The 13148-nt window shown below is 67.6% G+C and carries 15 protein-coding genes and 1 tRNA gene; 2 read left to right on the top strand and 14 right to left on the bottom strand.

Features of this window, described 5'->3' with window-relative positions; all coding sequences use genetic code 11:
• Positions 1 to 234 precede the first annotated feature (234 nt).
• From QN239_RS10825 to QN239_RS10815, 3 genes are all read right to left on the bottom strand, one after another.
• Positions 235 to 2010: a PGRS repeat-containing protein gene (locus QN239_RS10825; RefSeq protein ID WP_499010183.1), complete on the bottom strand. Its 1776-nt coding sequence runs from the start codon at positions 2008 to 2010 to the stop codon at positions 235 to 237.
• 1121 nt (positions 2011 to 3131) lie between these two features.
• The gene (locus tag QN239_RS10820; RefSeq protein WP_499010182.1) at positions 3132 to 3935 is read right to left on the bottom strand and encodes a GAF and ANTAR domain-containing protein; all 804 of its coding nucleotides are present in this window, start codon (positions 3933 to 3935) and stop codon (positions 3132 to 3134) included.
• Between the two features lie 139 nt (positions 3936 to 4074).
• Positions 4075 to 4159 (bottom strand) — tRNA-Leu (locus QN239_RS10815).
• 176 nt (positions 4160 to 4335) lie between these two features.
• Here QN239_RS10815 and QN239_RS10810 point away from each other — a divergent pair.
• Together QN239_RS10810 and QN239_RS10805 are read left to right on the top strand one after the other, a co-directional pair.
• Positions 4336 to 4698 (top strand): hypothetical protein, encoded by a 363-nt coding sequence (locus QN239_RS10810; protein WP_090352896.1) that lies wholly within the window; start codon positions 4336 to 4338, stop codon positions 4696 to 4698.
• Complete coding sequence (locus tag QN239_RS10805) at positions 4695 to 5039, top strand: DUF3817 domain-containing protein (RefSeq protein WP_090352894.1); 345 nt, start codon at positions 4695 to 4697, stop codon at positions 5037 to 5039. Before QN239_RS10810 ends, QN239_RS10805 begins: the two co-directional genes overlap by 4 nt.
• Here the strand turns inward: QN239_RS10805 and QN239_RS10800 are convergent.
• The 11 genes from QN239_RS10800 to clpS form a co-directional block, all read right to left on the bottom strand.
• Entirely contained in the window at positions 4987 to 6438 is a 1452-nt protein-coding gene (locus QN239_RS10800) for an MFS transporter (protein WP_499010180.1), read from the bottom strand. The genes QN239_RS10805 and QN239_RS10800 overlap by 53 nt on opposite strands.
• Positions 6439 to 6465: 27 nt before the next feature.
• Positions 6466 to 7080 carry an RdgB/HAM1 family non-canonical purine NTP pyrophosphatase gene (rdgB, locus tag QN239_RS10795; protein ID WP_499016697.1) on the bottom strand — a complete coding sequence of 205 codons (615 nt, stop codon included), beginning with the start codon at positions 7078 to 7080 and terminating at the stop codon, positions 6466 to 6468.
• Positions 7077 to 7859: a ribonuclease PH gene (gene rph, locus QN239_RS10790; protein WP_090352891.1), complete on the bottom strand. Its 783-nt coding sequence runs from the start codon at positions 7857 to 7859 to the stop codon at positions 7077 to 7079. The genes rdgB and rph overlap by 4 nt, the downstream gene beginning before the upstream one ends.
• Positions 7860 to 7881: 22 nt before the next feature.
• Positions 7882 to 8649, bottom strand: a complete 768-nt coding sequence (locus tag QN239_RS10785; RefSeq protein WP_090352888.1) for a cyclic nucleotide-degrading phosphodiesterase — start codon at positions 8647 to 8649, stop codon at positions 7882 to 7884.
• A gap of 124 nt (positions 8650 to 8773) precedes the next feature.
• Complete coding sequence (locus QN239_RS10780; RefSeq protein ID WP_499010178.1) at positions 8774 to 9433, bottom strand: rhomboid family intramembrane serine protease; 660 nt, start codon at positions 9431 to 9433, stop codon at positions 8774 to 8776.
• A 70-nt stretch (positions 9434 to 9503) separates the two neighbouring features.
• On the bottom strand, positions 9504 to 10472 hold the full coding sequence (locus QN239_RS10775) for a cysteine synthase (protein ID WP_499010177.1): 969 nt from the start codon (positions 10470 to 10472) through the stop codon (positions 9504 to 9506).
• Between the two features lie 3 nt (positions 10473 to 10475).
• Complete coding sequence (locus QN239_RS10770) at positions 10476 to 10748, bottom strand: MoaD/ThiS family protein (RefSeq protein WP_090352884.1); 273 nt, start codon at positions 10746 to 10748, stop codon at positions 10476 to 10478.
• A gap of 9 nt (positions 10749 to 10757) precedes the next feature.
• A complete protein-coding gene (locus QN239_RS10765) occupies positions 10758 to 11174 on the bottom strand; it encodes a M67 family metallopeptidase (protein WP_499010175.1) in 417 nt (138 codons plus the stop codon).
• 1 nt (position 11175) lies between these two features.
• Positions 11176 to 12237 (bottom strand): P1 family peptidase, encoded by a 1062-nt coding sequence (locus QN239_RS10760; RefSeq protein WP_499010174.1) that lies wholly within the window; start codon positions 12235 to 12237, stop codon positions 11176 to 11178.
• 2 nt (positions 12238 to 12239) lie between these two features.
• Positions 12240 to 12818, bottom strand: a complete 579-nt coding sequence (gene aosR, locus QN239_RS10755; protein WP_090352878.1) for an oxidative stress transcriptional regulator AosR — start codon at positions 12816 to 12818, stop codon at positions 12240 to 12242.
• A 4-nt stretch (positions 12819 to 12822) separates the two neighbouring features.
• Entirely contained in the window at positions 12823 to 13137 is a 315-nt protein-coding gene (gene clpS, locus QN239_RS10750; protein ID WP_167161222.1) for an ATP-dependent Clp protease adapter ClpS, read from the bottom strand.
• Positions 13138 to 13148: the final 11 nt, after the last annotated feature.

The raw sequence follows: 13148 nt of genomic DNA, 5'->3' as shown, positions 1-13148 counted from the left end.
GTTGGCAGAAGTATAGGGCCGGAAAGGCCGAGAACGATGCGGGTGCGGCGATCGCGAATCCGCAGATGCACCACCTCCCGACAGGTGAAAGATGCTGCGCTGAACGAAGGTTCCACCGGATTGTTCGGTCGAACGGCGGCCGGTGGTCGGGCTGCCACGACATCAGGGGCGCCGGCACAGCCGACGCCCCTGATGTCCTCACAGCGCTCGTTTACTGAAGCGTTGCGCTATCGACTACGACGACGCGCCATTCGCTCCGGGAGAGCCGGCGTTGCCACCGGCGCCGCTGCTGCCGGCGTTGCCGGTCGCACCGGATGCCCCGGTGCTACCCGTCGCCCCGGTGGAGCCGGTCGCCCCGGTGTTACCCGTCGCGCCGTTGGCACCCGTGGTGCCGGTATGGCCGTTGCTGCCGAAAACGCCACTGTGACCGGCAGTACCTGCCGCCGCACCGTTACCACCGGTGCCACCGCTGCCGCCTGCCGCACCGGTACCACCCGTGCCGCCGGCGCCGCCGGTTCCGCTGGTCCCTCCGGACCCGCCCGGACCACCTGTGGCGCCGGTACCACCGGCTCCACCGGTTCCACCGACTCCGGTCCCGCCGGCGCCGGTGCCTGCGCCGCCCGCGCCACCGGAGCCACCGTTGCCGCCGGCATCGCCATTGCCACCGGTGCCACCTGAACCTCCGGTACCACCCGTGCCGCCGCCGCCACCGGCTTGGCCGGTGCCACCCGTGCCGCCGGTGCCACCCGTGCCGCCGTTCCCCGCAGCGCCGCCACCGCCGAAGAGACCGCCACGACCGCCGTTGCCGCCGGTGCCCGCCGGGCCGCCGGCGGTGCCGGTGCCTCCGACGTTGGTGCCATTGGCACCCGTGGTGCCGGTACCGCCGGTGCCGCCTGCTCCACCGGACTGCCCGGCAGCGCCGATGCCACCGTCACCGCCGATGCCGCCGTTGCCGCCCACACCCACTCCGCTGACGCTGACTCCCGCGCCACCGGCGCCACCGGCGCCGCCGTCGGTGGCGCCGGTTCCGCCATTGCCACCATCGGCGCCACTGCCACCAATAGCCGTGCCGCCGGCACCCGTTGTCGACGAGGCGCCACCCGCGCCACCGGCTCCACCGTTGCCACCATCGGTGCCGCCGGCGCCGGCCGCACCGGTGCCGCCGGTTGCCACCAGTGCCGTGCCTGCCACCGCGCCACCCGCGCCGCCGGCTCCACCGGGGCTGCCCGAAGTACCGGGGAGGCCGTCGCCACCGGTCACCGTGCCGGCGGCGCCCTCAGCACCTGCAACTCCCGCAGGACCGCCCGCGGCGGGATTGACGCCGTCGGCTCCGGTCCCGCCCACCGCGCCAGTTGTGCCGGTCGTACCGCTGGCAGCGGTGCCCGCGCCCGTCGCACCGACTGTGCCTGCCGAACCGCTACCCCCGACACCGCCGTTACCGCCGTGACCGAGCAGCGCCAAGGTGCCGGCGTTACCGCCGTTGCCGCCCGACGCGCCGATCCCGCCGGCTCCGCCGCTACCGCCGTTGCCGACGAAGAACCCGCCCTTGCCGCCGCTGCCGCCGGCTTGCCCCACGGCACCGGATCCGCCGGCACCACCGAAGCCCATCAACAGGCCGCCGTTACCGCCGTTGGCGCCCGTGCCTGCCGCACCGTTGGCCCCATTGCTGACGAAGATGTTCACAATCGGGATGAAGTTGCCGATACCGATGAGGTTGTAGAGCGGCGAATGCATCGTGGGACCGACGAAGGCAGCGGCCAGGGCGTTCGGAGTGGGCGTGAGTGCCAAGTAGCTGACCGCGCCACTCGTCGTCGTCACCACACCTGACGGGCATCCGGTGGCCACCATGAGGCACTGCACGCCCGCCGACGGTGATTGAAGGGACGTCAGAGGGGCAGGTGCGGGAGCGAGCAGCGGTGACGCTTGTGCGGCGCCCGCTCCGAGAGCCAACGCGGCGCCCGCTCCGACCATGGCAATACCGGTCGCGCACGGATAGATGTAGTTTCTCATTTTCGGTCTCCTAATAGAAATTTTCTGGTTGTTTCGGGCAGCGGGGCACGATAAGTTCATGGATCTATTTCCGTGAATTCCTTGTGCACGCGGCTGGGCGGCACTTCCCTGAAATGCGCCGCTTGATCCGGCTTTTGGCACGCTTCGCATTCACCGAAGCGTGAGCCTGAAGATGCCGACGGTCGGTCGACAAGAATTATTGAAAGCAGGTCGCAGACGAAGCTGTTGATTTAACTTCGTGTCGATGCGTGTCGATATCGATTTCCGTCATCAGCCGCAGCGTGAGACGACGACTGGAGTAAATCGATCTATGTGCGCATGCACTCTGGCATGACCGGGGACGTTGAAAGTCCGAACCGGTGGCGGCAGTGAAACCGCCGGCGATGCCCCCTTGCAGGCTGGAGACCATTGTCGTGGGCCCAGCGATCGAGTCGTTCCTCGATGGATCTTGAGTACTTCGAACCATAGCTTTGCTGTGCATATGTGTCAACCGTCACACATCGATGCTGAAGCTAATCTCTCAGCCGTCGCACGGCTCACCATGCTGGGTACTACCCATCGTCCTGAAAGCTGAAACCACTGCTCAATCGCTCAATGACGCCACAAGCGTGCAGCAAGACGCACCTTCTCAGGCAATCCTGCCGACCGATCTTCAGACTGGACGTCAATATTTGCTGCGTAATTTGCAGGACCCTGGTTCCACCCACACAAACACCACGAGCCGTCAGCACAGCGAACTCACGTGCGCCCTCGGCGGCAAGACCCCACTGCATTGACATGTGCCGCGTTCGAGTCCCCATCGCCGGCGACCGCCGAACGTTCACCTGCGATATCAGGGAGGTAGTCAAATCTCGGCTATGCGATAGGACATGGCCGGATCAGCGCGCAAACCGCGCAGTGTGCTCATTTCCTTCGCGACAGCTAATCCCCCAAAGGTGCGGGGCGACGACGACAGATATCAGATATCCGAGGGCGCCTGACGGGGATTTCAAAAGATACTGCGCGACCGGATTGCGGATTCTTCACGGCGCACAAAAACTGCGCGGAAATAGATGTATTTAATCCAACGACCCGTGGCCGATCAATATCCCCACGATAGAGGGGACGCCACGGGTACGTTTTCAGGTTCGGCTTCGCCGGGCACGAGCGCGGCGGACGGCCTCATCCAGAATGCTCTGGGCAATATCCACCATCTTGCGGTGTTCGCTCTGACTCATCGCCCGGAGTTGGGCCAGGGCATCCTCTGCGCCCAGCCCGCTACGACCACGAAGCAGGCCGATTGCCTGGTCGATTACCGGCCGGACCGACAAGGCGGCCCGCAGCTGAACCGTGAGCGCAATCGCCTGACTGAGAATCTGGGCGTTGTGTACCGCCACCGCAGCCGGTTTGGCGAAAAGCTCTCCGAGTCCCGCCGCATGCTCATCGAAGACACCCTTGCCGTGGGCATACACGTTGATCGCACCGATCACCTTCCCAGGCATCAGTAGCGGCAGGGACAACGCACTGTGGATACCCATATCGCTGACGTGCGGACCGAAGAGCGGCCACATATCCTCTCCGCCCAAGAAGCCGGACCGCACCGTGCGCCCTTCCTGCACGGCGGTGATACAGGGCCCCTCGTTGAGGGTGACGTACTGCACGTGATCGATCTCGGCGACGAATGGCGCACTCGCAGCCAATGCTTCGATCGTGTCGCCTGGCTGGTCGGCCTGCAGCAATGTCACGCCCGCGCCATCTGCACCGGGTATTGCGCGAACCGCGAATCCCGCTACCTCGGTGAGCAATTCCGGCAGTCCGAGGCTGCCGGCCACCAGGCTCGCAAGGGCACCGACGCCGGCAAGGAGGTCCGCGGTGTCAGCGCTGAACTGCTGGGCGGTCAGCGTCCCGCCCTTCGTGTCGTTTCCGCCCGAGTGGAACTCTGCCATGGTCGACACCTGCGCTAACAGCCCGAAGTAACCCGGCGGGGTCGCTGCGGGATCACTCCATGCTAGACGCCGACGAGAACCGACCACCTGCGCAAGACATCACGTTGGCGACATCGGTAACGATCCTGAAGCACTTACATGGTGCGCGAGGGGGGATTCGAACCCCCACGCCCAAAGGACAATGGCACCTAAAGCCATCGCGTCTGCCGTTCCGCCACTCGCGCAAGCGCGTCCAGACTACCGCTTGGGTCGTCGCCGACCATCACAAGGCGGCACCACCCGAGACCTGACCACCTTCTCTTCTGAACTGTGTCATCGATTGTTGACACAGTTCAGAAGAGAACTACCTCAGAGCCCGCCGACCAGCCAACGCCCGAAACCCGCACGGTACCGTTGACGCATGTCCACTACACGGCGTAGGAGGCCGGCGCTCATCGCGCTGGTGATCCTCGGCGCCGTGGGCTGCCTGCTTCTGGCGTGGTGGCAGTGGACCCGCTTCGAATCGTCCTCGGGCACCTTCCAGAATCTCGGCTACGCGCTGCAGTGGCCGATGTTCGCCGGCTTCTGCGTGTACGCGTACTACAAGTTCGTGCGCCTGGAGGAGGCGCCGCCGGCCGAGCCCAAGCCCGACTCCGAGATCCCCGCCGGCCTGCTGCCCGAACGCCCCAGACAGGCCACCGCAGCCGAGGACGACCCGACCCTGCGCGAGTACAACGCCTACCTCGCAGAGCTTGCGAAAACAGATAAGGAAGACACCGAATGAGCACCCCCGAAACGCCAGCCTCGGCCGCCCCCGTCGAGTCGATCCGCAAAGCTCTGCTGAGCTACCGCGTGATGGCGTGGGCGACGGGTCTGTGGCTGATCGCGCTGTGCTACGAGATGGTGATGAAGTACATCTTCAAGGACGCCTCCCTCAGCTGGATCGGCATCGTGCACGGCTGGGTGTACTTCGTCTACCTGCTCTGCACCGCGAACCTGGCGGTCAAGGCCCGCTGGCCCATCGGCCGGGCGATCGGCACGCTCATCTCCGGCACGGTGCCGCTGCTGGGCATCATCGTCGAGCACTTCCAGACGCAAGACGTGAAGAAGCGCTTCGGTCTCTAGCTTCTGCCGGGCGCGCGAGCGGGATCAACAACGCCAGCATCCCGGCCAGGGCGGCGACGCCCGCCGCGATCAACAGCGCGACCCGGAAGGCCTCCAGGGTCGGCACCGCGTGCCCACCCGCGGACACGGTCAGCCCGGCCAGCACCGCACCGATCACCGCACTGGAGATCGATGTTCCCAGCGATCGTGCGAGCGCATTGATGCCGTTGGCCGCCGCGGTCTCCGAGATCGGCACCGCCGCGTTGATCAACGTGGGCATGGACGCGTAAGCGAAACCCACCCCGACACTCACCAGCACGTTGAGCACCATCACCTGCGGCCCGCCACCGAGCAGCCAGAGCCCGGCGAGGTAGCCACCGGCAATGACCGCGCAGCCCACGAACAAGGTGAACCGCGGTCCGCGCGCGGCCATGACACGCGCCGCGATGGGCGCGGTCACCATCATCGCCAGCCCGCCCGGCGCCATCCAGAGCCCTGCTTCGAGCATGCTCATCCCGAGTCCGTAGCCGGTGCCGGCCGGTAGCTCCAGGATCTGCGGTGCGATCAGCGACAGCGCGAACATGGCGAACCCGACGCCGATCGAGGCGATGTTGGTGGTCAGCACAGGCCGACGCACCGTCGTACGCAGGTCGACGATCGGCGAGTCGAAACGCAGCTGCCACACCGCGAACAAGGCGAACACCACCAGCGAGGAGGCGAACATCCCCGTCGTGGTCGCCGAGGTCCAGCCCCACGCCCGGCCCTTGGTGATACCCAGCAACAACGTCACCAGTCCCGCCGCGAGCAGCAGCGCACCCAGCGGGTCGAGACGGTCGGTGGAGGTGGCCGGCACCGACGGCACCAGGAACACGAACATGGCGAGCGCACCGACGCCCAGCCCCGCGGCCACCCAGAACAACGCATGCCAGGTGAAGTGCTGGGCGATGGCCGCCGACAACGGCAGCCCGAGCGCCCCACCCACCCCGAGCGATGAGCTCATCAAACCCATTGCGGCACCGACCTTCTCGGCCGGCACCGAGGCGCGCAACACGCTGATGCCCAGCGGGATGATCGGAATCGCGAGCCCCTGCAGGCCGCGACCGGCGATGAAGGGCACCAGCGACGATGTCACCGCGCACACCAACGAACCCGCGGTCAGCAGCAGCGCGCACGCGATCAACACCCGTTTGGGTCCGTAGATATCGCCGAGGCGGCCGAACACCGGGGTCGCCACCGCCGCGGTGAGCAGCGTCGCGGTGATGGCCCAGGAGGCGTTGGCGGGATCGGTGTCCAGCAGCTTCGGCAGTTCCGGCACCAGCGGGATGATCAGGGTCTGCATCAGGGACACACCGATGCCCGCCGCCGACAGCACGGCGATGAGCACGCGTGGATGCGTCGAACCCCAGCCGCGTGAACTCACGGCCGCGAGCATTACACGTTAGTTTGTCTATGTAAAATTCAGCGCCCGCAGCGACGGCACCAGCAGACCCAGGGCGCGGCCGCGGTGCGACGCCGCATCCTTTTCGGCCGGGCTGAGTTCGGCCGCCGAACGCTGCGATCCGGCCGGCACGAAAATCGGGTCGTAACCGAATCCGCCGTCACCGCGCGGTGCGCGGGCGATCGCGCCGGGCCACTCCCCGCGGACTACCACCTCGTCCTGGTCGCCGGGACCGAAAACCAGCGCACATGCCGACACGAACGCCGCACCGCGACGTTCGTCGGGCACATCGCGCAGCTGTCCCAGCAGCAGTTCGAGATTGGCCACATCGTCGCCGTGCCGCCCGGCCCAGCGCGCCGACAGCACCCCCGGCATACCGTTCAGCGCGTCGACGGTCAGCCCGGAATCGTCGGCCACCGCCGGTAGGCCGGTCGCGGCGAACGCATCCCGCGCCTTGGCCAACGCGTTCTCCTCGAACGTCGCCCCCGTCTCGGGTGCCTCGTCGAAGGCAGGCACATCGTCGAGCGACAGCAGCTCCAGTCCGGACACCCCGGCTGCGTCGAGCACCCGCCGCAGTTCGGCCAGCTTCTTGGCGTTGCGGCTGGCGACGAGCAGCCGGCTCAGCTTCCGAACGCTTTCTTCGCCGGCCCGGTCGGCTCGGGCAGCACACCCGGATACGGCAGCTCGAGCGCCGCGCGCTGCAGGGCGAACAACTGATCGCATGCGGCGAGCGCCGCGTCGAGCAGCTTGTCCAGCGTGGAGCGCGGGAACGTCGCCCCTTCACCGGTGCCCTGGACCTCGACCAGAGTGCCGGTATCGGTCGCGACCACGTTCATGTCGACCTCGGCGCGCGAGTCCTCGGTATAGGGCAGATCGGTCCGGACACGCCCGTCGACGACACCGACCGACACCGCGGCGATGGCGCAGGACAGCGGCCGCGGATCGGAAAGCTTGCCCGCCGCAGCAAGATAGGTGATCGCGTCGGAGAGCGCGACATAGGCGCCGGTGATCGCCGCGGTGCGGGTGCCGCCGTCGGCCTGCAGCACATCGCAGTCGATCGCGATGGTGTTCTCCCCCAGCGCCCGCAGATCGATGCAGGCACGCAGCGACCGACCGATCAGCCGGCTGATCTCCTGAGTGCGTCCACCGACGCGGCCCTTGACCGACTCGCGGTCGGAGCGGCTGTGGGTGGCCGCGGGCAGCATCGCGTATTCGGCGGTGAGCCACCCGAGTCCGGAACCCTTGCGCCAGCGCGGGACGCCCTCGGTCACCGAAGCCGTGCACATCACCCGGGTTTGACCGAATTCGACCAGCACCGATCCCGCGGGATGGGTGGTGAAGCCGCGGGTGATGACCACCGGCCTCAGCTCGTCGTCAAGCCTGCCGTCTTCTCGTCTGGACACGGGCCAACCCTAGCCGGTGGGCTCAGTGGCGCGTGATGTCGATCGTCTCGTTGCACACCACGGCGTGCACCGGGCCGTCGAATTCGGCTTTCGCCTCGCTGATGACGTCCTCGCGCGAGGTCCACGGCGGGATGTGGGTGAGCAGCAGTTCACCCACGCCGGCGCGGGCCGCGATCTGGCCGGCTTCGGTCCCGGACAGGTGCAACTTCGGCGGGCGGTCCGGGGCGTGGGTCCAGGACGCCTCGCACAGGAAGACGTCCACCCCACGGGCCAGTTCGACGACGGCGTCGCAGATGCCGGTGTCACCGCTGTAGGCGAACGTCACACCGTCACGGTCGGTGAAGCGCATGCCGTAGGACTCCGTCGGATGACACACCAGACGGGGTTCCACCGTGAGCGCACCCAGGACGACGGGCTGCCCGTCAACCCACGGCTGCACGTCGAAGATGTCGGAGATGTCGTCGATCTCCCCACCCTCGGGCGAGGAGGCCGCACCGAGGCGTTCCCAGGTGTGCGTCGGCCCGTACAGCAGGGCTCGGCCCGTGGGTGGATTGGGGTGATACCGGCGCCAGACGAACAGGCCCGGCATATCGAGACAGTGGTCGGCGTGCAGGTGCGACAGCAGCACGTTCACCGCGCCGGGGTCTGCGTGTCGCTGCAACGCGCCCAGCACTCCGCCGCCGAAGTCGATGACCATCGGCGTGGTGTCGGGTTCGGTCAACAGGTAACCGGACGCCGGCGAATCGGGCCCGACAACACTGCCGGAACAACCCAGTACGGTGATTCGCACGCCGTCTAGCTTGCCACGTCTGCTATCCGGGCGACGAAAGCATCACCGCAATACGCGACAAGATTCATTTTCACCTGCGCGCAGTGACGCGTACCGCACTGCGGACGACCCAGCAAACATGGCGTCAGCTGCCCAGCGGTGCAATGCTCTTCCGGCGCTCCCTGGCTTTGCGTTCGCGACCGGAGAGCACATAGGCGGCGAAGATTCCCGCCAGCGCCCCACAGAGATGCCCCTGCCACGACACCCCCGGAGTACCGGGCAGCACACCGAAGAGCACACCGCCGTAGATGAACGCCACCACCACCCCGACCACGATCTGCCACGCGGTCCGGGTGAAGAAACCGAGCACGATGACGTACGTCAACCAGCCCATGATCAGCCCGGAGGCGCCGACGTGTGTGGTGGTGCACTGCACCCCCACGTACGGGCAGTGCGCGCCGAGGTTCCCGATGAGCCACGTGCCCAGGCCACCGAGAATCCAGATGATGGCGGTGGCACCGAGGAAGCGTCCGTATCCCGACAGGCTGGCGAGGAAGCCGAAGAGAAGCGCCGGCACCGTGTTCGCGACGAGGTGTGGCCAACCGCCGTGCAGCAGCGGCGCCCACAGGATTCCCCACAGCCCATCGGTCCGCAGCGGCTGGATGCCGTCCTGGTCGAGCCCGCCGCGGTATACCGTGGCGTCGACCGCTTCGATGACATACAGCAACGCGACGAACGCAAGGACCGTCGCGCCGCCGAGCTTCCAGGCGGCCGGCTTCTTCTCCTGCGGAACCGGGAGGGTCACGCGAACTCCTCAAGCCCCATGGTCGAACTCCTCAGCGCGGTTCGTCCCTCACCGCTTGGTCGTCGTTCGACTAGGCCCATAGCTGCCCTTCCAACGCGTCCTCGGCGTCATCCAGGCTACCGGCGTAGGCGCCGGTGGACAGGTACTTCCAGCCGGCGTCGCACACGGTGAACGCGATGTCGGCACGCTCGCCCGCCTTGATCGCCTTGGCCGCCATGCCGAGCGCGGCGTGCAGGATCGCCCCGGTCGAGATGCCCGCGAAGATGCCCTCCACCTCGACGAGCTCGCGGGTCCGTTTGATGGCATCGAACGCTCCCACCGAGAAGCGCGTCGTCAGCACCTCGGGGTCGTACAGTTCGGGCACGAAACCCTCGTCGATATTGCGCAGGGCGTACACACCCTCGCCGTAGCGCGGCTCGGCCGCCACGATCTGAATCCCCGGCACGTGCTCGCGCAGGAACCGGCCGGTCCCCATCAGCGTGCCGGTGGTACCGAGGCCGCCGACGAAATGGGTGATCTCGGGCAGATCGGCCAGCAGTTCGGGTCCGGTGCCCTCGTAGTGCGCGGCGGCATTCGCCGGGTTGCCGTACTGGTACAGCATCACCCACGAAGGGTTCTGCGCAGCAAGCTCTTTCGCGTGGGCGACGGCGGTGTTCGAACCGCCCTCGGCGGCGCTGTAGATGATCTTCGCCCCGTACAGCTCGAGCAGCTGGCGCCGCTCGATCGACGTGTTCTCCGGCATCACGCAGATCATCCGATAGCCCTTGAGCAGCGCGGCCATCGCCAGTGAGATACCGGTATTGCCACTGGTGGGCTCGAGCAGGGTGTCGCCCGGCTTGATCAACCCGTCACGCTCGGCCTGCTCGATCATCCGCAGCGCAGGCCGGTCCTTGATGGAGCCGGTCGGGTTGCGGTCCTCGAGCTTGGCCCACAACCGCACGTGGGGTCCGTTGGCGTCGTCCTCCCAGCGCGGCGAGAGCCGCTGCAGCCCGACGAGCGGTGTGTTCCCGAGCGCCTCCAGCAGCGAGTCGTACCGCACGACTCAGCCGCCTGCGACGGCAGGCAGGATGGTGACCGAGTCGCCGTCACTGATCGGGGTGTCCAGACCGCCGGAGAACCGCACGTCCTCGTCGTTGACATAGATGTTGACGAAGCGGTGCAGCTTGCCGTTGTCCACCAAACGCTCGGAGATGCCGGCGTGGTTGGCCTCCAGGTCACTGATGACGGCGGCCAGCGTGTCGCCGTCGGCGCTGACCCGCTTCTCGCCGCCGGTGTGCGGACGCAGGATGGTGGGGATCGAGACGGTTACTGCCACGGTCGTTCCTTACTGGTAGTTCTCAACGATGGATACGGGTTCTTCGGTGACGACCCCGTCGACGATGCGGTAGCTGCGCAACTCGTGCTGCTCGGGGTCGCGAGTCGAGACCAGGACGTAGTGCGCATCAGGTTCGGAGGCGAACGAGATGTCGGTGCGGCTCGGGTAGGCCTCGGTAGCGGTATGCGAGTGGTAGATGACGACGGGAACCTCGTCGTTATCGTCCATCTCGCGCCACACCTTGAGCTGCTCGGCCGAGTCGAACCGGTAGAACGTCGGCGAGCGCTCGGCATTGATCATCTGGATGAAACGCTCAGGCTGATCCGAACCCTCCGGCCCGGCGATCACACCGCAGGCCTCGTCGGGGTGGTCGGCGCGCGCGTGGGCGACCATGGCGTCCGCCAGGTCGGCGCGGATCACCAACACGTCAGGTCTCCGTTCGTCGTGGGAATGCTCCCGGCAACAGGCCGCGGTACGTCGGTATTCCGGCGACCGACTCGGCTGCCAGCACTCCTACCAGGACCGCCCGCGCCAGGCAATCCGCCGCCGCGGCCCCGACCGCGGTGACAACGGCCGTTTCCGGCGACATCGCCACCGGCGTCTTCGGGTTCGGCGGCACCTGCACCGCGCCGGTTGCCAGCGCGAACACCGTATCGCCGTCCAGCGGGGTGTGTGCGGGACGGATCGCGTGGGCAAGACCGTCCTGGGCAGCGACGGCGACCCGCCGGCAGCCCGCGGGGCTCAGCGCCGCGTCGGTGGCCACCACCGCGATGGTGGTGTTGAGCGGACCGCTCTTCTTGTCCAACGCCGCATACGCCGCGATCTGGTCGGCGGGCGGCGGGGTCAGCCCGAACTCGGCGATCAGGTCGGCCATCCACGGCAGGCCGGTCTTCGGGTCCACGACGTTGCCGCCGGGATTCACCGCGACCACCGCACCGACGGTGACACCGATATCGGGCAACGCGATCGACGCGGTACCCAGTCCGCCCTTGAGCACACCGGCGCGGGCCCCCGCCCCGGCGCCCACGTTGCCGATCGCCACCTCGGTGGTGGCGGCCCGTGCGGCCGCATGACCGAACTCCGCGGTGGGCCGGCAGCCCCAGCCCCCGACCGGCAGGTCGAAGATCACCGCCGCGGGCACGATCGGCACGACGCCGCCGTCCATCGCGACCCCGCGCCCGCGCTCCTCCAGCCAGGTCATCACGCCGTCTGCGGCGGCCAGCCCGTAGGCGCTGCCGCCGGTGAGCACCACGGCGTCCACGTGCCGGACGCTGTTGGCCGGGTCGAGCAGATCGGTCTCGCGGCTACCCGGTGCACCGCCGCGGCAGTCCACCGCGGCCGTGGTGCCCGGTGGGGCCACCACGACCGTGGTACCGCAGGCCCATCCGCTGCCCAGGGTGACGTCCGTGTCGATGCGGTGATGGTGGCCGACGAGGATGCCCGCCACATCGGTGATCGATCCGAAGTCGCTGCGCTCTGCCTCGGTCACGTCTACCTACCCATCATGCCGAGCACCAGATACTCCTGCAGCACCGTCAGCCACTGGTAGACGTCGAGGTGGCCGGCCATCGGATGCTCGGGCGGCAGTCGGTCCAGACCGTCGGGCCCGATATCGAGCATCGTGCCCAGCGCCAGCCGCACGTCGTTGACCGCCGATGCCCAGGCCTGCGCGTCGGCTTCGACCAGTTCGAGCTTGCCGCCACCTTCCGGCAGGGTCGCCAACAGTCGTTGCGCCGCTTCACGTTTCGCGTCGAGAATGGTGGGCTCATGCAGGCTGCGCAGCGCGCGGTTGAGGCTCTCGGCGGCGGTGGCGCCGGCCGGATGCTCGCTGCGGGACCGGTAGAAGTCGGGCAGCAGCCGTTTCATGGTCTCGTCCTCGGGCGGCTGTGAATGCCCGGTCCGGATGCCGGTGATATCGGCGAGCTCGTCGGACGGGGCCGAGGATTCGCGGTCGGCGAGCATCTCCACCATCGAGGTCACCAGATTGCGCAGCAGCGCCGCCTCATGGGCGGCCAGCGACGAACGGAACCGCGGACCTGCCGGGCCGTCGACCCGCTTCCACTTACGCACGTGCTCAGCGGTCCTGCTGCATCGTCGCCCACAGCCCGGCCGCGTGAAGTTTGGTCACGTCGACCTCCATGGATTCACGGCTACCCGCGGACACGACCGCCTTGCCGTCGTTGTGCACCTCAAGCATCAGCTTGGTCGCGTGCGGCTCGCTGTAGCCGAACAGCTTCTGGAAGACATACGTCACGTAGGACATCAGGTTGACCGGGTCGTCCCAGACGATCGTCACCCAGGGGCTGTCGGTCGCGGCGTCTTCCTCGTGACCAGTGTCGGCCTTGTGCTCCTCACGGGTACCCGGACGAGTCCGCGCTGGGGTAACCATGCCGCTGAGGA

The sequence above is a fragment of the Mycolicibacterium sp. Y3 genome (assembly GCF_051188035.1).
Lineage (GTDB): Bacteria > Actinomycetota > Actinomycetes > Mycobacteriales > Mycobacteriaceae > Mycobacterium > Mycobacterium fluoranthenivorans.
Note: the sequence above shows the minus strand (reverse complement) of the source record. Positions and strands in the feature narration are given on the sequence as shown.

What these genes read in the sequence shown, in the direction of transcription:
- QN239_RS10825 (WP_499010183.1), bottom strand. Translation starts at nt 2,010, where the DNA reads ATGAGAAACTACATCTATCCGTGCGCGACCGGTATTGCCATGGTCGGA.
- QN239_RS10820 (WP_499010182.1), bottom strand. Translation starts at nt 3,935, where the DNA reads ATGGCAGAGTTCCACTCGGGCGGAAACGACACGAAGGGCGGGACGCTG.
- QN239_RS10810 (WP_090352896.1), top strand. Translation starts at nt 4,336, where the DNA reads ATGTCCACTACACGGCGTAGGAGGCCGGCGCTCATCGCGCTGGTGATC.
- QN239_RS10805 (WP_090352894.1), top strand. Translation starts at nt 4,695, where the DNA reads ATGAGCACCCCCGAAACGCCAGCCTCGGCCGCCCCCGTCGAGTCGATC.
- clpS (WP_167161222.1), bottom strand. Translation starts at nt 13,137, where the DNA reads ATGGTTACCCCAGCGCGGACTCGTCCGGGTACCCGTGAGGAGCACAAG.